This is a genomic window from Nostocoides jenkinsii Ben 74, from assembly GCF_001046875.1.
In the GTDB taxonomy this organism is placed as follows: domain Bacteria; phylum Actinomycetota; class Actinomycetes; order Actinomycetales; family Dermatophilaceae; genus Nostocoides_A; species Nostocoides_A jenkinsii.
Map to the genome: position 1 here is coordinate 2,452,682 of NZ_HF571038.1, position 21,096 is coordinate 2,473,777.

At 67.9% G+C, this 21,096-nt stretch carries 17 protein-coding genes and 1 tRNA gene; 14 read left to right on the top strand and 4 right to left on the bottom strand.

Annotated elements, in window-relative coordinates; all coding sequences use genetic code 11:
• Positions 1-64: 64 nt before the first annotated feature.
• The 4 genes from BN13_RS11630 to BN13_RS11645 all read right to left on the bottom strand — a co-directional run bounded on the left by BN13_RS11630 (position 65) and on the right by BN13_RS11645 (position 4,554).
• Positions 65-1,546, bottom strand: a complete 1,482-nt coding sequence (locus BN13_RS11630; protein WP_048547014.1) for an outer membrane protein assembly factor BamB family protein — start codon at positions 1,544-1,546, stop codon at positions 65-67.
• A 129-nt stretch (positions 1,547-1,675) separates the two neighbouring features.
• The gene (locus BN13_RS11635) at positions 1,676-2,725 is read right to left on the bottom strand and encodes an adenosine deaminase (RefSeq protein WP_157038721.1); all 1,050 of its coding nucleotides are present in this window, start codon (positions 2,723-2,725) and stop codon (positions 1,676-1,678) included.
• A 31-nt stretch (positions 2,726-2,756) separates the two neighbouring features.
• A complete protein-coding gene (locus tag BN13_RS19330; RefSeq protein ID WP_048547016.1) occupies positions 2,757-3,230 on the bottom strand; it encodes a DUF5709 domain-containing protein in 474 nt (157 codons plus the stop codon).
• Positions 3,231-3,234: 4 nt separating this feature from the next.
• Positions 3,235-4,554, bottom strand: coding sequence for an aminotransferase class I/II-fold pyridoxal phosphate-dependent enzyme (locus BN13_RS11645; protein ID WP_157038566.1), 1,320 nt, complete (start codon positions 4,552-4,554; stop codon positions 3,235-3,237).
• A gap of 142 nt (positions 4,555-4,696) precedes the next feature.
• On the opposite strand from BN13_RS11645, the gene BN13_RS11650 reads away from it, so the two are divergent.
• The 14 genes from BN13_RS11650 (at position 4,697) to BN13_RS11715 (ending at position 20,601) form a co-directional block, all read left to right on the top strand.
• Positions 4,697-4,769, top strand: a tRNA-Trp gene (locus BN13_RS11650).
• A 73-nt stretch (positions 4,770-4,842) separates the two neighbouring features.
• The gene (gene secE / locus BN13_RS11655; protein ID WP_048549113.1) at positions 4,843-5,091 is read left to right on the top strand and encodes a preprotein translocase subunit SecE; all 249 of its coding nucleotides are present in this window, start codon (positions 4,843-4,845) and stop codon (positions 5,089-5,091) included.
• 46 nt (positions 5,092-5,137) lie between these two features.
• Positions 5,138-5,926, top strand: a complete 789-nt coding sequence (gene nusG, locus BN13_RS11660) for a transcription termination/antitermination protein NusG (RefSeq protein ID WP_048549114.1) — start codon at positions 5,138-5,140, stop codon at positions 5,924-5,926.
• A 289-nt stretch (positions 5,927-6,215) separates the two neighbouring features.
• Entirely contained in the window at positions 6,216-6,647 is a 432-nt protein-coding gene (rplK, locus tag BN13_RS11665) for a 50S ribosomal protein L11 (protein ID WP_048547020.1), read from the top strand.
• Positions 6,648-6,739: 92 nt separating this feature from the next.
• Positions 6,740-7,456 (top strand): 50S ribosomal protein L1, encoded by a 717-nt coding sequence (rplA, locus tag BN13_RS11670; protein WP_048547023.1) that lies wholly within the window; start codon positions 6,740-6,742, stop codon positions 7,454-7,456.
• A gap of 218 nt (positions 7,457-7,674) precedes the next feature.
• Positions 7,675-8,538, top strand: a complete 864-nt coding sequence (locus BN13_RS11675) for a hypothetical protein (protein WP_048547025.1) — start codon at positions 7,675-7,677, stop codon at positions 8,536-8,538.
• Between the two features lie 326 nt (positions 8,539-8,864).
• On the top strand, positions 8,865-9,494 hold the full coding sequence (gene rplJ / locus BN13_RS11680; protein ID WP_048547028.1) for a 50S ribosomal protein L10: 630 nt from the start codon (positions 8,865-8,867) through the stop codon (positions 9,492-9,494).
• Between the two features lie 69 nt (positions 9,495-9,563).
• On the top strand, positions 9,564-9,956 hold the full coding sequence (gene rplL / locus BN13_RS11685) for a 50S ribosomal protein L7/L12 (RefSeq protein ID WP_048547031.1): 393 nt from the start codon (positions 9,564-9,566) through the stop codon (positions 9,954-9,956).
• A 443-nt stretch (positions 9,957-10,399) separates the two neighbouring features.
• Positions 10,400-13,879, top strand: a complete 3,480-nt coding sequence (gene rpoB / locus BN13_RS11690) for a DNA-directed RNA polymerase subunit beta (protein ID WP_048547033.1) — start codon at positions 10,400-10,402, stop codon at positions 13,877-13,879.
• Positions 13,880-13,965: 86 nt separating this feature from the next.
• A complete protein-coding gene (locus BN13_RS11695) occupies positions 13,966-17,850 on the top strand; it encodes a DNA-directed RNA polymerase subunit beta' (RefSeq protein ID WP_048547035.1) in 3,885 nt (1,294 codons plus the stop codon).
• 337 nt (positions 17,851-18,187) lie between these two features.
• Complete coding sequence (locus BN13_RS11700; RefSeq protein ID WP_048547038.1) at positions 18,188-18,427, top strand: hypothetical protein; 240 nt, start codon at positions 18,188-18,190, stop codon at positions 18,425-18,427.
• A complete protein-coding gene (locus BN13_RS20345) occupies positions 18,424-19,251 on the top strand; it encodes an endonuclease/exonuclease/phosphatase family protein (protein WP_048547040.1) in 828 nt (275 codons plus the stop codon). Before BN13_RS11700 ends, BN13_RS20345 begins: the two co-directional genes overlap by 4 nt.
• Positions 19,248-19,808: a GNAT family N-acetyltransferase gene (locus tag BN13_RS11710; protein ID WP_048547042.1), complete on the top strand. Its 561-nt coding sequence runs from the start codon at positions 19,248-19,250 to the stop codon at positions 19,806-19,808. Before BN13_RS20345 ends, BN13_RS11710 begins: the two co-directional genes overlap by 4 nt.
• Positions 19,798-20,601, top strand: coding sequence for a thioesterase family protein (locus BN13_RS11715; RefSeq protein WP_048547044.1), 804 nt, complete (start codon positions 19,798-19,800; stop codon positions 20,599-20,601). Before BN13_RS11710 ends, BN13_RS11715 begins: the two co-directional genes overlap by 11 nt.
• The last annotated feature ends 495 nt before the right edge of the window (positions 20,602-21,096 follow it).

Consider the following 21,096-nt stretch of genomic DNA (forward strand, 5'->3'; position numbering starts at 1 on the left):
ACTGTGGACACCTTGCAAGGTGTCCACAGTTGACTAACCTGTGCTGAGTTGTCGGATTTGGGCCTCAGCCGACGCGATAAGCCACGAGGGCGTCCGGCCGCGCCACGACCCGCACGTCCCCCGCCTGGGACCCAACCCCGTCCGGTATGGGGAGTGGCACCGCCTCCGCGATCGCCGCGTCCCGCACGGGCTCAAGAACCTCCAAGAGCCGTTGGGTATTCATCCCATTGCCCGACTCATCCGTGCCGCGCCAATACGTCAGGTCGGCGGCGTCCGTGGCCACCCCGCTCTCGGCATCGACCTGCATCGTCGCGTTGCCCAACTCCACGATGACGCTGCCACCGGGCAGCACGATCACCTTCGGGAAGGAGCTCGGCCGCTCGAACTCGACCCGCCACTTCTGCGCACCCGTCTCCCGGTCAAGCGCGCGCAGGCTCCCGCCGTGCAGCAATTGGGGGTCCCACTCCCCATACCGGCCCGTCATCCGCGTCGGGTCCGGCGTGAAGACATAGATCACGTCGCCGGTGCGCACATCGCGGCCGTGGTCGTCCTCGGGCATCGCGAGCACGTCCCCGCGGGACGTCCAGCGCTGCGCCCCGGAGGCTGCGTCGAAGGCCGCAACCGTCGCGGCGTGGAGTCGCTCACCGCGAGCCTGGACCGTCAGCGACGCCACGGCGGTGTCCTCGACCGTCGCCCAGCCGCGGGCGCAGAACCACGAGGCGCAGTCTTTCAGGATCGCTGCCGGCCGGAACGTCCATTGCTTCGCCCCGTCGACGTAGTAGCTCAGCGTGTCCTCCCTCGCACTGTCCCAGCGGATGATGCCCGCGTGCGTCGTCGTGAAGGTCGCCGCCCCCGGGGCCAGCCGCTGCGCGGGCATCGGCACCGTCCCGTCACGGCTGCCCAGGAAGCACCACGCCATCCCATCGGCGCACAGCGCGAGATCCTCGACCGCGTTGACGGTCGCGCTGTCCTTGCCGACTTGCTTGCCCGTCGCCACATCAAGGATGCGTATGCGGGAGTCGTCCCCCGCGGCGATCGCCGCAGCGACACGGTTGCCGACGATGGCGGGCGGGGTGTTGGTCACGCCATGCCAGCCGACCTGCTTCGGCAGCGCCTGCTGCCAGGCCACCTTGCCCGTGGCGGTGGAAATCGCGCGCAGGTAGCGGCGCTCGCCGCGTTGCGCGAAGTACAGCGCCAGGTCCTTCCCGGCCGACAGGGTGACGCCCGTGACTGGGTCCATGTCGGCGACACGCCAGGCAACCTTCGCCTCGGGCGCCGCGGCCGAACTCCCCGAGGTGGCGGAGGCCGAGGGTCGAGCCGTGGGGCCGTCCGGCGAGGCGGAGGAGCCCGAAGCGCTCGCCGGAGTCGATGACGACGTATGGGGCGCCGGCCCCCCGGAGCAGGCCGCCAGACTCAGCGCTGTGATCACCGCCGCGGGTAGGTCGCGCCGCAGCGCGCGTCGGGACGGGACTAGGGCGGACGGGACCAAGTCGGACCGTCCTGCGGTGGGGAGGATGCTGATGTGGGTGTTTTCGATGTGGGTCATGTCAAGCAACGTAAGTTCGGGTGATCGCCCGCGGCGTCGCCCCGCGCCCATGCGCCCCCGCGCCCATGCGCCCCCGCGGCCCCCGCGGCCCCCGGAGCCACCCGGCGACTCCGCCTCGCCAACCCGGACTCAAACCGGGGCTGCCGCCAGCCAGTCGTCGATCGCGTTCAACGTCGAGGTTCGCAGCGCGGCCGGCATCCGGGCCGCCCGGACCGACCCCCGCGCCAGCTCGGCGAGCCCGGCATCGTCGAACCCCAGCACGTCCCGCGCCAGGGCGTACTGCGCCACCAACCGCGAGCCGAACAGCAACGGATCGTCTGCCCCGAGCGCGACCGAGACCCCGGCCTCCACCAGCGCACGCACGGGGACGTCGGCGGGCTCGGCATACACGCCGAGCGCGACATTCGAGGCCGGGCAGACCTCCAGCGCGACCCCGTCCGCCGCGATGCGCTCGACCACGCGCGGGTCCTCGATCGAGCGGACCCCGTGGCCGAGCCGGTCCGGCTGCATCGCGTCCAGCGTCTCCTCGACGGCATTCGGCCCGAGGAGCTCACCCGTGTGCGGCATCAGCGCCAGCCCCGCCTTCCGCGCGATGGCGAAGGCCGGGGCGAACTCACGTGTCTCCCCGCGACGCTCGTCATTGCTCAACCCGAATCCCACGACCGTGCCCGGCCCGTCACCCGCATACCGGGCCGCCAGCCGCGCCAGCGTTCGTGCATCCAGCGGATGCCGGATTCGGCTCGCCGCCACGATGATCGCGACCGGCGCCCCGCCCGCCGCCGACACCGCGGCCGCCTCGTCCAGCACGATCTCGAGGGCGGGGGTGATCCCTTCGACAAAGGGCGCGTATGACGTGGGGTCCACCTGCAGTTCCAACCACCGCGATCCCTCGGCGGCGTCGTCCACCGACGCCTCCCGCACGAGGCGTCGCATGTCTTCCTCGGCGCGGACGCAGGCGCGGGCCGCGTCATACAGCCGTTGGAAGCGGAACCACCCACGCTCGTCCCGCACGCTCGCCAACCGCGGCGGCCAAGCCCCGACGAGGGCGTCAGGCAGCCGGATCCCGTGACCCGCCGCTAACTCCACAAGGGACGACAGCCGCAGCGAGCCGGTGAAATGCAGGTGCAGGTGAGCCTTGGGCAGGGTCGCGAGATCGCGCCCAGTGACGGGAGAACTCAGCGGGTCCTCGCTCCCGGTTGTCGTGCGACAGTCACTCGGCCTCGAGGATGTGCATGGCTGCTTCCTCGGCGGACGCGCCGGCGCCGTCGACGCCCACGTCGCGACCCCACGTGTGGTCCCCGCCGTCGTCCACGAGTCGCCCGGCCCGCTGGTCGCCGACCTCGTCGTCACCGAGCCAGTCATCCTCGGCGTCAATGGAATCCGGGTCGTCGCCGCCGATCCGCTCCTCGTCCAGGATCGACTCGTGGAAGGGCGCGCCATACGCCGAATTGGGGTCGGGGACTTCCTGGGCGATGCGCTGTTCGATGCTCTCGTGGCCGGCCTGCTCGTGGGCGGTCACCCCATACGCCCGGGACCCGCGATCGGTGTCGGCAGGGGAGTAGCCCCGGTCCAGCACGTCCTCGATCCCGTCGTCGATCAGAGTGTCCTCGGGCTGGAGTTGGTCCTCGTCATCGACGCTGTAGGTGCCGAACTCGTCGCCGATGTTCTCGGTTGCCTCAGACATGGCGTCATTCTCCTTCCGGAGTCGATGCGGAGGCCGTATGCCGCGCGGCCAGCTTCTCGGCGGCGGCTAACCCCACACAGGTGGCCACCCCGGCCATCGCCGTCTCGACGTCGGCCAGGACGGGGAAGGACGGCGCGAGGCGGATGTTGCGGTCGCGCGGATCGTGCCCGTGCGGGAACGACGCGCCGGCCGGGGTCAGCACGATCCCGGCCTCCTTGGCGAGCGCGACGACCCGCGAGGCGGTGCCGTCGAGCACGTCGAGATTGACGAAGTAGCCACCCGTCGGCTTCGACCACGTGGCGACCCCGAGCCCGTCCAGCGCCGCGGTGAGCGCCGCGTCGACGGCGGCGAACTTCGGCGCGAGGATCTCGCGGTGCTTGAGCATGTGGTCACGCACGCCCTGCGCGCTGCCGAAGAACTGGATGTGCCGCAGTTGATTGACCTTGTCCGGCCCGATCGAGGCGTACTGATAGTGCCGCAGCCACCACGCCACATTGTCCTTGGCGGCGGCGAGGAAGGCGACGCCGGAACCGGCATACGAAATCTTGCTCGTTGAGGCAAACATGATGGGGCGGTTGGGGTTTCCTGCCGCTGCCGCGACCGAGAGGATGTCGACGCTCTTGGCCTCGTCCTCGGTCAGGTGATGGAACGCATAGGCGTTGTCCCAGAAGATCTTGAAGTCCGGGGCTGCCGTCGGCATCGCGACCAGAGTCGCGGCCACGTCTTCGCTGATCGTCGTCCCGGACGGGTTGGCATAGGTCGGCACGATCCACATGCCCTTGATCGCCGGGTCGTCCTTGACGAGGGCGGCGATCGCGGTCGCATCGGGGCCGTCGGCGTTGATCGGCACCGGGATCATCTCGATGCCATAGGAGGCGAGCATCGTGAAGTGCCGGTCATAGCCCGGCACGGGGCAGATGAACTTCACCGTCTCCTCGCGCCCCCACGGACGCTCGGAGTCGACCGCCCCGTGCAGCAGGCACATGACGAGGGTGTCGTGCATCATCGTCAGGCTGGAGTTGCCGCCCGCGATCACCTGATCCGGCTCGACCCACAGCAGGTCGGCAAACATCTCGCGGATCTCGCGCAGACCGTTCAGGCCGCCGTAGTTGCGCACGTCCACACCGTCGGCGTCCTTGAAACCCTCGGGCAGGTCGAGGAGGCGGTCGGCGAGTGCCAACTGGGCCGCCGACGGCTTCCCCCGAGTCAGATCGAGGGTCAACCCGCGCTCTTTCAAGGCGTCGTATGCCGCGCGCTGCCGACCCAAGTAATCCTGGAGTTCGGCGGGGGTCAGGTCGGTCAAGGGCTGCGTCACGTCGCTCACACCCCCATGCTTCCACTCCGGCATACGAGTTCGCACCCAGCCCACCCTGTCCCGTATGCTTGTTCCTCGGTGTCCACCTAGGCCTGCTCCGGCATGCCTTCGGACACCTCCGGGAACGCGCGACTCAACCCGCGCGTTGCCTAGGGCAGTGGCTCAATTGGTAGAGCACCGGTCTCCAAAACCGGCGGTTGGGGGTTCGAGTCCCTCCTGCCCTGCGTTGTGGTCGTCGCCCGGTGCGGCGCCTGCTGCCACCGCACCGTATTCGCCGCCATCGAAGGAAGTTACGCCGTGACCGACGTGGGTAGCTCTTCGCGCGCCTCCACCAGGAGGGGTGACAAAGGGATGTCGCCGGTTGCCAGGCTGCGGCTGTTCATCAAGCAGATCCTCGATGAGTTGCGCAAGGTCGTGCCGCCGACTCGCTCCGAACTGCTCAACTACACCGCCGTCGTCATCGTGTTCGTCACGTTCATGATGGCCATGACCGCAACGTTGGACTTCGGGTTCAGCAAGCTCGTCGCGCTGGTCTTCGGCAACTGAGCGCCGACGACCGCCGATCGATCCACCGAACTGTGAGGAAGTGTTGATGTCCCAGGAGCCTGAGTTCGACGACACCGCAGCCGACGAGAGCACCCTCGACGCGGGCGACGCCACTGCGGCCGAGGAGACGACGGCCGACGAGACTGCGGTCGAGCTGGCTGACGACGCTGCGGCCGACGAGACCGAGCCGAACGACACCGACGCCGATGGCGACGCCCTCCCGGCCGACCCGGTGCAGGCGTTCAAGGATGACCTCGCCGCCAAGTTCGGTGACTGGTACGTCATCCACTCCTACGCCGGCTACGAGAACCGCGTCAAGCACAACCTCGAGACCCGGATGACCTCCCTCAACATGGAGGACTACATCTTCGAGGTGCAGGTCCCCATGGAGACCGTCACCGAGATCAAGAACGGCCAGAAGAAGCAGGTCAACCGCGTGCGGATGCCCGGCTACGTCCTGGTCCGGATGGAGATGACCGACGAGTCCTGGGGAGCCGTGCGGCATACGCCCGGGGTCACCGGCTTCGTCGGCAACGCGCACGCCCCCGTGCCCCTGCACCTCGACGAGGTCTTCTCCATGCTCAAGCCCGCCGACCTGGAGCAAGGCGTCACCGCCGGCGGCCAGGGTGGCACCGCCCCCTCGAAGTCCTCGTCGGCGACGCTCGTCGACTTCGAGATCGGCGAGTCCGTCACCGTGATGGAAGGCCCGTTCGAGACCATGCCGGCCACGATCTCCGAGATCAACGTCGACACCCAGAAGCTCAAGGTCCTCGTCTCCATCTTCGGCCGCGAAACCCCCGTCGAGCTCGGCTTCGGCCAAGTCGCAAAAATTTGATCACACGGGGGGCTCCGCCCACACGGGGGGCTCCGCCCCCCGTGTGCCCCCCAAAGGCGAGGCGTTCGCTTCGCTCACACAACTGAATGTTCCGGTCAAACCAGGCTCGCGAGCTCGCGGTTTGACCGGCACGGGGGGCTTCGCCCCCCGTGGACCCCCCAAGAGCCAGGCGCTCGCTTCGCTCACCACAACCCATATTTCGTCCGAACCAGGCTCGCAAGCTCGCGGTTCGGACGATGCAACCGGGTCATCGCCCACGGCGTAGGCCCACGAACAGAAGGAATGGCACATGCCTCCCAAGAAGAAGGTCTCCGGCTTCATCAAGCTGCAGATCAACGCCGGCGCCGCGACGCCCGCGCCGCCCGTGGGCCCGGCCCTCGGTCAGCACGGCGTCAACATCATGGAGTTCGTCAAGGCCTACAACGCCGCGACGGAAGCCCAGCGCGGCAACGTCATCCCCGTCGAGATCACGGTCTACGAAGACCGCTCGTTCACCTTCGTCACCAAGACCCCGCCGGCCGCCGAGCTGATCAAGAAGGCTGCTGGCGTTGCCAAGGGGTCCGGCGAGCCGCACAAGACCAAGGTCGCCAAGCTGACCAAGGACCAGGTGCGCGAGATCGCCGAGCAGAAGATGGAAGACCTCAACGCCAACGACGTCGAGATGGCAATGCGCATCATCGCCGGCACCGCCCGCTCGATGGGCATCACCACCGAACTCTGATCCTCAGGGTTTCATCAACCGCCACCAGCACCGGTGGCGGCGTGGCAGGGCCGCGCTGGCCCGCACCACAACCACTCACTCAAGGAGTCACCATGCAGCGCAGCAAGGCCTACAAGGCCGCGGCCGAGAAGATCGACCGCTCCAAGCTTTACACCCCCCTCGAGGCCGTCCGCCTCGCCAAGGAAACCTCCACCACCAAGTACGACCCGACCGTGGAGGTCGCCTTCCGCCTCGGCATCGACCCCCGCAAGGCCGACCAGCTCGTCCGCGGCACCGTCAACCTGCCCCACGGCACGGGCAAGACCGCCCGCGTCCTGGTGTTCGCCAATGGCGACAAGGCTGAAGCCGCTCGCGCCGCCGGCGCCGACTACGTCGGTTCCGACGACATGATCGACAAGGTCTCCGGTGGCTGGCTCGACTTCGACGCCGTCGTCGCGACCCCGGACCTCATGGGCAAGGTCGGTCGACTCGGCAAGGTCCTCGGCCCCCGCGGTCTCATGCCGAACCCCAAGACCGGCACCGTCACGATGGACACCGCCAAGGCTGTCACCGACATCAAGGGCGGCAAGATCGAGTTCCGCAACGACAAGCACGCCAACCTGCACTTCATCATCGGCAAGGCGAGCTTCGACGACAACGCGCTGGTCGAGAACTACGCCGCCGCACTGGAGGAGGTCCTGCGTCTGAAGCCGTCCGCGTCCAAGGGCCGGTTCCTGCTCAAGGCGACCCTCACCACCACGATGGGCCCCGGCATCCCGCTGGACTACACCAAGACCCGCAACCTCCTGGAGGAGGACGCGAACGCCTGACGTTCGCCGCGGCATACCGTATGCCGTTCTCCCGCACCCAGGGCGGGCACGAGGACTCCCCTCGTGCCCGCCCGGAGTCGTGTCCGGCGCAACCTCGGACGGAACCGACGGCGGGAGGCCGCACGTCTATGCGCACGGAGGCAGCGATTAGAATCGCTGTCAGCCGGCCAGCGGGACACCCGGTGGCCGAAATCGGAAGATCCAGAGGGGAAATCACCGTGAAGAAGATGAGCCTGGCCGCGGCTGTCGCCGCGGGCGCGCTGGCGCTGACTGGCTGCGGGGGCGGCACGAAGACGGCGGATCCGTCCACGAGCACGGCCGCCGGTGCGTCCACCAGCGCCTCGACCGCCAGCGGCAGCGGGTCGGCATCGGCCGCGACGTCCTCGGAGTCCGAGGCCCCCGCCTCGACCACGACCACCGACGCGGGCACTGGCGACACCGCCAGCTCGCTGGCCAACGCCAAGGTCGGCGACAAGATCAGCGGCAAGACGCTGGCCGACGCCATGTCGGCGGCTTTCAAGGACGGCACGTCCGGCCACATGAGCATGGACATGGGCGGCTCCATCACCGCCGAGGGCGACTTCCAGGTCGCCGACGGCAAGCAGAACAGCACCATGACCATGGAGGTCGCCGGCTCCAGGATGGAGATGATCTCCGTCGGGGGCAAGACCTACATGAAGTCGCCGATGTTCGCCGGCGGCACCAAGTGGGTGTCGATGGACAGCGCCACGGCCGGCGACGCAGGGGCGCCCGACGTCAACACCTTCGACCCCGAGACGATGGCCAAGGCCCTAGGCGACCAGGACATCACCGTCACCGCTAAGGACGGCGGCAACACCACGGTCAAGATGGACCTCAACATGGCCAACCTGATCGAGGCCATGGGCGACGCGGGCGACAGCCTTGGGTCGGCCACGGCATCGATGCCCAAGTCCATCCCGGTCACCTACACCCTCGACAGCGAGGGCCGTCCCGTCGAGACGGTCATGAACATGGGTATGGAGATCAAGGTCACCTACTCCGACTGGGGCAAGAAGGTCTCGATCGAGGCCCCGCCGGCCTCCGAAGTCACCACCATGTGACGATCCGCCACCGCGGACTCGATCGGCCGGCACCCTCGTTTGGGTGCCGGCCGATCGGCATACGTGGGCCTGTTCACCGGCCGACGATTTGGTGGCCGCGTCGGCAGCCCGTATCCTGAACAACGACCAATGACCGCCGGTTGCTGCACGGCATACGCCGTGAAGCCGAAGGTTCCACCCTCGAGTGGGCGACCAGCGCAGGCCACGACGTTCCACGATGCATCAGGATTTTCTTCCTCGTATGCCGTGCCCGCCCCGTGCCCTGCGCCGGGGCTTTTCTCGTGGTTGGGCCCTCACTGCGGTCGCCAACGACGAAGGAGGCCCACATGGCGAAGACGACCAAGTCCGCTGCCATTGCCGAGCTGACGGACAAGTTCCGTTCCTCGAACGCGGCCGTTCTCACGGAGTACCGCGGTTTGACCGTGAAGCAGCTGACCCAGCTGCGCACCACTCTCCGTGGCAACGCCACCTACGCCGTGGTCAAGAACACGCTGACCGACCTGGCGGCCAAGGAAGCCGGGGTGACCGCTTTCGAGGGTCAGCTCGCCGGTCCGACCGCCATCGCTTTCGTCGAGGGTGACCCCGTCGAGGCAGCCAAGACGCTGCGTGACTTCGCCAAGGCCAACCCTCTGCTCGTGATCAAGGGCGGTGTCCTTGACGGGCGCGCCCTGACCGCCGCAGAGGTCACGAAGCTCGCCGACCTTGAGTCGCGCGAGGTTCTGCTCGCCAAGCTTGCCGGGGCCATGAACGCCTCGCTGAGCAAGGCTGTCTACCTCTTCGCCGCGCCCCTGTCGCAGGCCGCTCGCACCGTCGACGCCCTGCGTGCCAAGGTCGAGGCCGAGGGTCCCGCCGTCGCGGCTGCGCCGGCTCCCCAGGACACGGTCCAGGACGCTCCCGCGGACGCCCCGCAGGACGCCCCGGCCGAGGACGTCGCCACGGGTGGCGACGACGCCTGAGCCGCACCCGCGGTTCAGCACCCTTCACGCCACTCACGGCATACGAAATAACGAGAAAGGACGCCCATCATGGCGAAGCTCAGCACCGACGAGCTCCTTGACGCTTTCAAGGAGATGACCCTGATCGAGCTCTCCGAGTTCGTCAAGCAGTTCGAGGAGACCTTCGGCGTCACCGCCGCGGCCCCGATGATGGCCGGCCCGGCCGTCGGCGGTGGCGGCGCTGCCGACGCTCCGGCCGAGGCCGAGGAGCAGGACGAGTTCGACGTCATCCTCGAGGCTGCCGGCGACAAGAAGATCCAGGTCATCAAGGAGGTCCGTGCGCTCACGTCGCTCGGTCTCAAGGAGGCCAAGGACCTCGTTGACGGCGCCCCCAAGCCCGTCCTCGAGAAGGTCGACAAGGCTGCGGCCGAGAAGGCCAAGGAGCAGCTCGAGGGCGCGGGCGCGACCGTCACCCTCAAGTGATTGAAGGCCCGGGGTTCCGGGTCTGATGATCTGCGAGAGCCCCTCCTCCGCATACGAGAAATCGTTGCGGGGGAGGGGCTTTTCGTATGCCGCGCGCTCCCCTCCCGGACTGTCGCCGGTCCCCATGGAAGTCACTCGTCGGGGCCCCGACGCGCCCGGCACCACGCGCCTGCTTGACGTGAGCCGCTGCACACTGCATCCTCTACGCGTCGAGTTCAGCGCCTCCCCGCCGCTTGGCTGGTTCGGAGGCCGGTTGGACAGGCTTGCCGAGTCATGCCCGGATGCCGTATAGTCGTTCTTTGCGCTGTGCTTCCCTCCTTCCACCCTGTGTGCCACCGGCTTGTCCACGGGCTTTTCGTCCGTATGCCGCGCTGTTGCCCCAGGGCGTGAGCGTCGGGTTGTTCCGCGCATGAAGACAAGTCAGGCCCGTGGAAGGACCCTCCTTGGCTGCCTCGCGCACCACTTCAGCTGCATCCGCTCTGACGGCCTCCGGCCGTCTCTCCTTCGCCAAGATCCGGGAGCCTCTCGAGGTTCCTGACCTGTTGGCCCTGCAGACCGAGTCCTTCGACTGGCTGCTGGGCAACGAGCGTTGGCAGGACCGCGTCGCCGCCGCCCTGGAGGACGGCCGCCGCGACGTTCCTGACCGCTCTGGCCTGGAGGAGATCTTCGAAGAGATCTCCCCGATCGAGGACTTCTCCGGCTCGATGAGCCTGAGCTTCCGCGATCACCGCTTCGAGGAGAGCAAGTACTCCATCGAGGACTGCAAGGAGCGCGACCAGACCTACTCCGCGCCCCTGTTCGTCACCGCGGAGTTCATGAACACCACCACCGGTGAGATCAAGAGCCAGACGGTCTTCATGGGCGACTTCCCGCTCATGACCGAGCGCGGCACCTTCATCATCAACGGCACCGAGCGCGTCGTCGTCTCGCAGCTCGTCCGCTCCCCGGGCGTCTACTTCGAGCGGACGCCTGACAAGACGTCCGACAAGGACATCTACACCGTCAAGGTCATCCCGAGCCGGGGTGCGTGGCTGGAGTTTGAGATCGACAAGCGCGACATGATCGGCGTGCGCGTCGACCGCAAGCGCAAGCAGTCGGTCACGGTGCTGCTCAAGGCCCTCGGCATGACCGAGGCGCAGATCCGCGAGGAGTTCGCCGGCTACGAGTCGATGGAACTCACCCTCGAGAAGGACCACATCGCCGGCCAGGACGATGCCCTGCTCGACATCTACCGCAAGCTGCGCCCGGGTGAGCCGCCGACGCGTGAGGCCGCCCAGACCCTGCTGGACAACCTCTACTTCAACCCCAAGCGCTATGACCTCGCGAAGGTCGGCCGCTACAAGATCGGCCGCAAGCTCGGCCGTGACGTCGACCTGCACGACTCGGTCCTGACGCTGGACGACATCGTCGCGACGATCAAGTACCTCGTCGCCCTGCACCGTGGCGACGACACGATCGCCGGCGTGCGCGACGGCGCGCCGGTCGAGTTGAGCGTCGAGACCGACGACATCGACCACTTCGGCAACCGCCGTCTGCGCAGCGTGGGTGAACTCATCCAGAACCAGGTCCGCACGGGCCTGTCCCGGATGGAGCGCGTCGTGCGCGAGCGCATGACGACCCAGGACGTCGAGGCGATCACCCCGCAGACCCTGATCAACATCCGCCCGGTCGTGGCGTCGATCAAGGAGTTCTTCGGCACCTCGCAGTTGTCGCAGTTCATGGACCAGAACAACCCGCTGGCCGGCCTGACGCACAAGCGGCGTCTGTCCGCGCTGGGTCCGGGCGGTCTCTCCCGTGACCGCGCCGGCATGGAGGTCCGCGACGTCCACCCGAGCCACTACGGCCGCATGTGCCCGATCGAGACGCCGGAAGGCCCCAACATCGGCCTCATCGGTTCGCTCGCGTCCTACGCCCGGATCAACGCCTTCGGCTTCATCGAGACGCCCTACCGCAAGGTCACGGGCGGCCGCGTCAGCGACGAGATCCACTACCTCTCCGCAGACGAGGAAGACAAGTACGTCATCGCGCAGGCCAATGCGGCGCTCAACGCCGACGGCACCTACACCGAAGAGCGCGTTCTCGTGCGCACCAAGGGCGGCGAGGCGATCGACGTTCCGGCCGCCGAGGTCGACTACATGGACGTCTCCCCGCGCCAGATGGTGTCGGCGGCGACCGCGATGATCCCGTTCCTTGAGCACGACGACGCCAACCGCGCGCTCATGGGTGCCAACATGCAGCGTCAGGCGGTTCCGCTGGTGCGCAGCGAGGCCCCGCTGGTGGGCACCGGCATGGAGTACCGCGCCGCGCTCGACTCCGGCGATGTCGTCCGGGCCGAGAAGGCCGGTGTGGTCACCGAGGTGTCCGCCGACCTCGTGACGGTCGCCGGCGACGACGGCACCTACCGGACCTACCGCATCGCCAAGTTTGCGCGCTCGAACCAGGGCACGTCATACAACCAGCGGGTGATGGTCGCCGAGGGCGATCGCCTGGAAGAGGGCGGGCTCATCGCCGACGGTCCCGCGACCGACGGCGGCGAGATGGCGCTCGGGCGCAACCTGCTCGTGGCATTCATGCCGTGGGAAGGCCACAACTACGAGGACGCGATCATCCTCAGCCAGCGCCTGGTGCAGGACGACGTGCTGTCCTCGATCCACATCGAGGAGCACGAGGTCGACGCCCGCGACACCAAGCTCGGCCCCGAGGAGATCACCCGGGACATCCCGAACGTCTCCGAGGACGTCCTGGCCGACCTCGACGAGCGCGGCATCATCCGCATCGGCGCCGAGGTTCGCGATGGCGACCTGCTCGTCGGCAAGGTCACGCCCAAGGGCGAGACCGAGCTGACCCCGGAGGAGCGCCTGCTCCGCGCGATCTTCGGTGAGAAGGCGCGCGAGGTTCGCGACACCTCCTTGAAGGTCCCGCACGGCGAGACCGGCACGGTCATCGGCGTCAAGGTCTTCGACAAGGACGACGGCGACGAGCTGCCCCCGGGCGTCAACCAGCTGGTCCGCGTCTATGTCGCCAACAAGCGCAAGATCACCGATGGCGACAAGCTCGCCGGCCGCCACGGCAACAAGGGCGTCATCTCCAAGATCCTGCCGGTCGAGGACATGCCCTTCCTTGAGGACGGCACCCCCGTCGACGTCGTGCTCAACCCGCTCGGCGTCCCCGGCCGGATGAACATCGGACAGGTCCTCGAGCTCCACCTCGGTTGGGCTGCCAGCCGCGGCTGGGAGGTCCCGGACGGCGCCGAATGGGCCGCCCGGATGGGTGCGGACGCGCGGGTCGCGCCGGCCGGAACCCGGGTCGCGAGCCCCGTCTTCGACGGTGCCCGCGAGGAGGAGATCTTCGGTCTCCTGGAGAACACCCTCCCCACCCGTGACGGTCAGCGCCTCGTCGGCCCCAATGGCAAGGCGCGGCTCTTCGATGGTCGCTCCGGCGAGCCCTACCCCGCCCCGGTGTCGGTGGGCTATATGTACATCCTGAAGCTCCACCACCTCGTCGACGACAAGATCCACGCGCGCAGCACGGGTCCCTACTCGATGATCACCCAGCAGCCGCTCGGCGGTAAGGCCCAGTTCGGTGGCCAGCGCTTCGGTGAGATGGAGGTCTGGGCCCTGGAGGCGTATGGCGCGTCCTACGCCCTGCAGGAGCTTCTGACGATCAAGTCCGACGACGTCAACGGCCGCGTGAAGGTCTACGAGGCGATCGTCAAGGGCGAGAACATCCCCGAGCCGGGCATCCCCGAGTCCTTCAAGGTGCTCATCAAGGAGATGCAGAGCCTCTGCCTCAACGTGGAGGTCCTCTCCCGCGACGGCAGCGCGATTGAGCTACGCGACAGCGAGGACGACGTCTTCCAGGCCGCGCAGGAACTCGGCATCGACCTCTCCCGCCGTGAGCCCAGCAGCGTCGAAGAGGTTTAGGCGCACCCGACCACCAGCCCGTCAGGGCTCTAGTGCGGTACGCACGAACTGAACTTTCTCGGCATACGAAAGAACGGAAGCACGAAGTGCTGGATGTGAATTTCTTTGACCAGCTTCAGATCGGCCTGGCCACGGCCGATGACATTCGCACGTGGAGCCACGGCGAGGTCAAGAAGCCGGAGACCATCAACTACCGGACGCTGAAGCCGGAGAAGGATGGTCTGTTCTGCGAGCGCATCTTCGGTCCCACCCGGGACTGGGAGTGCGCCTGTGGCAAGTACAAGCGGGTCCGCTTCAAGGGCATCATCTGTGAGCGCTGTGGCGTCGAGGTCACTCGGGCCGCGGTGCGGCGCGAGCGGATGGGCCACATCGAGTTGGCCGCACCGGTCACCCACATCTGGTACTTCAAGGGTGTCCCCAGCCGTCTCGGCTACCTCCTCGACCTCGCCCCGAAGGACCTTGAGAAGGTCATCTACTTCGCGGCATACATGATCACGAGTGTCGATGTGGACCAGCGCCACGCCGACCTGCCCTCCTTGGAGGCGCAGATCGAGGTCGAGAAGAAGGAGATCGAGAACCGGCGGGACGCCGACATCGAGGCGCGCGCCAAGAAGCTCGAGACCGACATGGCCGAGCTGGAGAACGACGGCGCCAAGGCCGACATCAAGCGCAAGGTCCGTGATGGGGCCGAGCGTGAGATGGGTCAGTTGCGTCGCCGCGCCGACCAGCAGATCGACCGCCTCGACCAGGTCTGGGACCGCTTCAAGAACCTCAAGGTCCAAGACCTCGAGGGTGACGAGATCCTCTACCGCGAGATGCGGGACCGCTTCGGTCTCTACTTCGAAGGCGGTATGGGCGCCGCGGCGATCCAGCGTCGGCTCGAGACCTTCGACCTGGATGCCGAGGCCGCGCTGCTGCGCGAGATCATCGCCACCGGCCGCGGGCAGAAGAAGACCCGCGCGCTCAAGCGTCTGAAGGTCGTCTCGGCGTTCATGACGACCGACAACCACCCCGCCGGTATGGTGCTCGACGCCGTCCCGGTCATCCCCCCGGACCTGCGCCCGATGGTGCAGCTCGACGGGGGCCGGTTCGCGACCTCGGACCTGAACGACCTCTACCGTCGCGTCATCAACCGCAACAACCGGTTGAAGCGACTGCTCGACCTCGGCGCGCCCGAGATCATCGTCAACAACGAGAAGCGGATGCTGCAGGAGGCGGTCGACAGCCTCTTCGACAACGGCCGTCGTGGTCGCCCGGTCACGGGCCCCGGCAACCGTCCGCTGAAGTCGCTGTCCGACATGCTCAAGGGCAAGCAGGGCCGTTTCCGCCAGAACCTCCTCGGCAAGCGTGTCGACTACTCCGGTCGGTCGGTCATCGTCGTCGGTCCGCAGCTGAAGCTGCACCAGTGCGGCCTGCCCAAGACCATGGCGCTGGAGCTGTTCAAGCCGTTCGTGATGAAGCGACTGGTCGACCTCGACCACGCCCAGAACATCAAGTCGGCCAAGCGGATGGTCGAGCGTCAGCGTTCGGTCGTGTGGGACGTCCTCGAAGAGGTCATCACCGAGCACCCCGTGCTGCTCAACCGTGCACCCACCCTGCACCGCCTCGGCATCCAGGCCTTCGAGCCGCAGCTGGTCGAGGGCAAGGCCATCCAGATCCACCCGCTCGTCTGCACGGCGTTCAACGCCGACTTTGACGGTGACCAGATGGCTGTCCACCTGCCGCTGTCCGCGGAGGCGCAGGCCGAGGCCCGCATCCTGATGCTGTCCTCCAACAACATCCTCAAGCCGGCCGACGGACGTCCGGTGACCATGCCCACCCAGGACATGATCATCGGTCTCTACCACCTGACCTCCGAGGTCGTGGACGGCAAGGGTGCGGGTCGCGTGTTCTCGACCCCGGCCGAGGCGCGGATGGCCTTCGACGCGGGCGAGATCGAGCTCGGCTCGCTGGTCAAGATCCGGTTGGCCGACATCGTCCCGACCGCCGGCACGGAACTGCCGGAGGGCCTCGAGGCCGACGACAACGGCGTGGTGTCCTCGCTCCTGGTCGAGACGACGCTGGGTCGCGCGCTCTTCAATGTCGCGCTCCCGCACGACTACGCCTTCGTCAACGAGACCGTCGACAAGAAGCGCCTGTCCACGATCGTCAACGACCTGGCCGAGCGCTACAGCAAGGTGCAGGTCGCGGCGTCCCTCGACGCGCTCAAGGAGGCGGGCTACCACTGGGCGACCCGCTCGGGCACGACCGTGGCCGTCTCGGATGTCGTGACGCCGCCGCGCAAGAGCGACATCCTGGCTGGTTACGAAGCCAATGCGACCAAGGTGCAGACCCAGTTCGATCGTGGTCTGATCACCGACGACGAGCGCCGTCAGGAGCTCATCGAGATCTGGACCAAGGCGACCAACGAGGTCTCCAAGGAGATGGAGTCCAACTTCCCGCAGGACAACCCGATCTACCGCATGGTGCGTTCGGGTGCCCGAGGCAACTGGTTCCAGCTCCGTCAGATCGCCGGTATGCGAGGTCTGATGGCCAACCCGAAGGGCGAGATCATCCCGCGCCCGATCCGCACGAACTTCCGTGAGGGTCTGTCGGTGCTGGAGTTCTTCATCTCCACCCACGGTGCCCGCAAGGGTCTGGCCGACACGGCGTTGCGGACGGCCGATTCCGGATACCTCACCCGTCGTCTCGTCGACGTCTCCCAGGACGTCATCATCCGCGAGGACGACTGTGGGACCGAGCGTGGCCTGACCATGCCGATCTCTGTCACCAACGAGCTGGGTCGGTCCCTGCACGAGGAGGTCGAGACCTCGGTCTACGCCCGCACCCTCGCCGAGGACGTCACCGTCGATGGGGACGTCTTGGCCGTGGCCGGCATCGACCTGGGTGACGTCGTCATCGACGCGCTCTACGCCGCCGGCGTCGACAAGGTCAAGGTCCGCTCCGTCCTGACCTGTGAGTCGCGGGTCGGCACGTGTGCCAAGTGCTATGGCCGCTCGCTGGCGACCGGCAAGTTGGTCGACATCGGTGAGGCGGTCGGCATCATCGCCGCGCAGTCCATCGGTGAGCCGGGCACCCAGTTGACGATGCGTACCTTCCACACCGGTGGTGTGGCCGGTGACGACATCACCCAGGGTCTGCCGCGTGTCGTCGAGTTGTTCGAGGCGCGCACCCCCAAGGGTGTCGCCCCGATCGCCGAGGCGGCCGGCCGGGTGCAGATCGAGGAGAGCGACAAGGCTCGGCGCATCCTGCTGACCCCGGACGACGGCTCGGAGGAGCACGCCTACCCGGTCAGCAAGCGCGCCCGCCTGCTCATCTCCGACGGTGAGCACGTGGCCGTCGGCACCAAGCTGGTCCAGGGCGCGATCGACCCCAAGCAGGTCCTGCGCATCCAGGGTCCGCGTCAGGTGCAGATGCACCTCGTGGACGAGGTCCAGGCGGTTTATCGCCAGCAGGGTGTCGCCATCCACGACAAGCACATCGAGGTCATCGTGCGGCAGATGCTGCGCCGGATCACGATCATCGAGTCGGGTGACACCGAGTTGCTCCCGGGCATGCTGTCCGAGCGCGGCCGCTTCGAGGAGGAGAACCGTCGGGTCGTGGGCGAGGGTGGCCGGCCGGCCTCCGGGCGCCCCGAGCTGATGGGTATCACCAAGGCCTCGCTGGCGACCGACTCCTGGCTCTCGGCGGCCTCCTTCCAGGAGACCACCCGCGTCCTGACCGAGGCGGCCATGGAAGGCAAGTCCGACCCGCTGCTCGGCCTGAAGGAGAACGTCATCCTCGGCAAGTTGATCCCGGCCGGCACCGGCCTGACCCGCTACCGCAACATCAAGGTCGAGCCGACCGCTGAGGCCCGCGCCGCGATGTACGCGATGCCGAACTACGACGACTACGTCTACCCGGTGTTCGGCGCCGGCACCGGCGAGGCCATCCGCCTCGACGATGCCGAGTTGGGCCTGGACTACAACTGACCCGGATTCGTCTGAGCTTGGGCTAACCGAGCAGCAGACGGAGTAGTAGCCGACGAAACGCCGCCCCGCACCCTGCGGGACGGCGTTTCGCCGTCCCGCCGCCCCAGCCCCCCTCTGCCGGTGAGGCTTTTCTGACGGCGTGAGGCTTTTCTGAGCTGGTGAGGCTTTTGTCGACCAGGTGAGGCTTTCCTGACCGCGTGAGGCGCTATAGCCCCTCACGCGGTCAGGAAAGCCTCACGCCGTTGCAGGAAAGCCTCACGACGTTCCGGGAAAGCCTCACGACGTTGCGGGAACGCCTCACGTTCCTCCAGAAGCATTGACCACGTACATTCGGGTCATGCTCGATGACGTCAGCCCGGAGCTGCGGCGCGCGCTCCTGGGTGGAGTGCTGGCGGCCGCCGGGCTCTTCGTGCTCTTCCGGGTCGCCGGCCCCGCGCGGCTCGTGGCCATCGCGCTGGTCGCGGCGGGGGCGTTCCACCTCAACAAGACCGACCCGAAGCGCCTGACGGCGGTGATGGTGGTGCTCGTCGGCATGTTCGCCTGGTTCGCCTATCGGGCCTGGCAGCGCACCACGTGACCGACAGCGCCTTCTCGGTCCTGACGCTCAACATCTCCCGGCCGCCGAAGGATCGCGCCGCCGCGCTCCTCGAATACCTCTGGCACCGCGAGGATGACATCCTCGTCCTCACCGAGACGGGGCGCGGCGAGGGCTCCGCCCTGATCGAGTCCGTATGCCGCGCGGCTGGCCACGACGTCCACTCCAGCCTGCGCGGGGTAGCCGATCGCGGGCTCATCGAACGAGGTAGCACCGAGCGAGGTGCATTGGGCGTCCTGGTCGTGGCGCGCAACGGATTCACGCTAGTCCCCGACGACATTCCGGCCCTGCCCCTCCTGCCCGAGCGGCTTATGGCATGCCGCCTCACGCCCTCGTCAGGTCCCCGGGTGAGGCTGCTCGCGGCATACGGTGCGGCCAGTGATCCGGTCCGCTACGCGAACGCGGCCCAGCGACAACGCAAACGCGACTGGCTGAACGGTTTCGTCGCGACGCTCCAGGACCTGCCACCGACGCCCACCCTCATCGCGGGCGACCTCAACATCGTCGCCCCGGGACACCGCGACCGGCTGCCATATGTGCTGAGTGAAGAGCGCGCGGCATACGACACCCTCACGACGGATCTCGGCCTGACCGACGTGTATGCCGCGGCCCACCACGGCACGGACCTCGCCGGCGACCCCACATGGGTGGATCATTCGGGGGTTGGGTGTCGCTACGACTACCTGCTCACCGGTGGCGGGGTGACCGGGTCCGGAGTCGTTATCGACCAGACTCCGCGTACCAGCCGCCTGACCGACCACGCCGCCCTGAGCGCGAGCTTCACGGCATACGATCCTGGCTTGTGACTGACGTCGTGATTCGCCCGGAGCGGCCCGAGGACGCCGCCGCGGCCCGGGCCGTCCACATTGATGCCTTCCCGGTGCCGGACGGCGAGGTGCAAAGTGTCGAGTCGGTGCTGGTGGATTGGCTGCGCGAGGACGGCGACGTCCTGTGGCCGCTGACCCTCGTGGCCGAGCGCGACGGCCAGATCGTCGGCAGCGTTGTCTGCAGTCGCGGGACGATCGACGAGCGGGACTCGGTGGGGTTGGGCCCGATCGGGGTGTGCGCGGCATACCAAGGCAAGGGGATCGGGACGCGCCTGATGGAGGCCGTGATCGGGGCCGCGCAGGAGTCGGGGGAGCGCGAGATCGTACTTCTCGGCGACCCCGGGTTCTATGGGCGGTTCGGCTTCGTGCCCGCCACCACGGTCGGGGTAGTGAGTCCGGCTCCGTGGCCGGACGCCTACTTCCAGGTCAAGCCGCTCGCGGATTTCGACCCGGCCACGGACGGCGGCTCCTTCCGGTATGCCGCGGCCTTCGACCGACTCAACGGCCCGGCCGGGGAGGGCGAGGATGGCCACTGAGGACGCCTTCTTCCTTGCCCTGCCGTCGGATGATGGTGCGGGAGAGCGGTTTCGGGCCACGCGGCATACGGCCGGGCCGTGGACGGACCAGGCCCAGCACGCGTCACCGCCGGCCGCGCTGATGGGGCGCGCCATCGAGGGACTCCTCCCAGACGGGATGACCGTGAGCCGCTTCGCGATGGATCTCCTCGGCGCGGTGCCGGTCGGGGACCTGCGGGTGAGCGCCGCTGTCGCCCGGTCGGGACGGGTGGTGAGTCAGTTCCGGGCCGAGTTGGTCGACGAGGCGACCGGCCGGGTCGTTGCCCAGGCCTCCGCCTGGTGCGTGCCGGAATTGGCGCATGGGCCCGTCGCGGGCGCGCGCCCGGTGCCGCCCGGCCCGGAAACCGGTCGGGCGCTCGACCTGCCGCCGGGGTGGGTTCCTGGGTATGCCGATGCCATCGACTGGCGCTGGGTGGCCGGTCATATCGCGGAGCCCGGCCCGGGGACGGCGTGGATGCGGCCGCGGGTGCCGCTGGTGGCGGGGGAGGAGTTGACGCCGCTGCAGCGGGTGCTGGCGTGCGTCGACTCGGCGTCAGGGATCAGCGCTGTGCTCGACATCCGGGAGTGGGACTTCCGCAATCTCGAACTCACCGTCCACCTCACCCGGCCGGTGGTGGGTGAGTGGGTGGCGGTCGAGGCGGAGACGCTCATCTCCGGGGCCGGCTCGGGCGTGGCTCGCTCGACGTTGTATGACGCGTCCGGCCTCCTCGGCATCTCCGCCCAGGCCCTGCTCATCCGACCGCGCTCGGCCTGACTCGGCACCGCTCGGCCAACTCCGCACCGCCGGCTCAACTCAGCACCGCTCGGCTCAACTCAGCACAGGTTAGTGAACTGCGGACAGGTTGCAAGGTGTCCACAGTTGACTAACTGCTGCTAGCAGAAGTTCCAACTCGGGGCCCACCAACTCGGGGCCCACGAGCGGTGTCCAGGCGGAGCGTCCGAGGGGCGACCGCCCGCGATTTGGCCCCTGCCCACGGGCAAAGTAGACTGAAAAGCCGTGTCTGGTCTTTCGACGCCTCCGCGTCGACCCCCGGTCACATCGGCCGCAGTCCTGGGTGACTGAGTTCGGCCCAGACCTCTCGCCGGGCAATCCACGTCCGTGTCGGCTCCCGCCTCAACGCGGGTGCTGGCCTCGGGCCTGGGGAGTGCAGGGGAGAGCGCTCATCGGCGACACACCCGACCACGGGGGTCGCAGGTCGAGCATAGCTAGGAGTCTTCGCGAGGACGCGAAGGCAACGACGATTTCGAA

Bases quoted from the DNA above. Each gene is read 5' to 3' on its own strand.
- rplL (WP_048547031.1), top strand. From the start codon at position 9,564: ATGGCGAAGCTCAGCACCGACGAGCTCCTTGACGCTTTCAAGGAGATG.
- BN13_RS11715 (WP_048547044.1), top strand. From the start codon at position 19,798: ATGGCCACTGAGGACGCCTTCTTCCTTGCCCTGCCGTCGGATGATGGT.
- rplA (WP_048547023.1), top strand. From the start codon at position 6,740: ATGCAGCGCAGCAAGGCCTACAAGGCCGCGGCCGAGAAGATCGACCGC.
- rplK (WP_048547020.1), top strand. From the start codon at position 6,216: ATGCCTCCCAAGAAGAAGGTCTCCGGCTTCATCAAGCTGCAGATCAAC.
- BN13_RS11700 (WP_048547038.1), top strand. From the start codon at position 18,188: ATGCTCGATGACGTCAGCCCGGAGCTGCGGCGCGCGCTCCTGGGTGGA.
- rplJ (WP_048547028.1), top strand. From the start codon at position 8,865: ATGGCGAAGACGACCAAGTCCGCTGCCATTGCCGAGCTGACGGACAAG.
- BN13_RS11630 (WP_048547014.1), bottom strand. From the start codon at position 1,546: ATGACCCACATCGAAAACACCCACATCAGCATCCTCCCCACCGCAGGA.
- nusG (WP_048549114.1), top strand. From the start codon at position 5,138: ATGTCCCAGGAGCCTGAGTTCGACGACACCGCAGCCGACGAGAGCACC.
- BN13_RS19330 (WP_048547016.1), bottom strand. From the start codon at position 3,230: ATGTCTGAGGCAACCGAGAACATCGGCGACGAGTTCGGCACCTACAGC.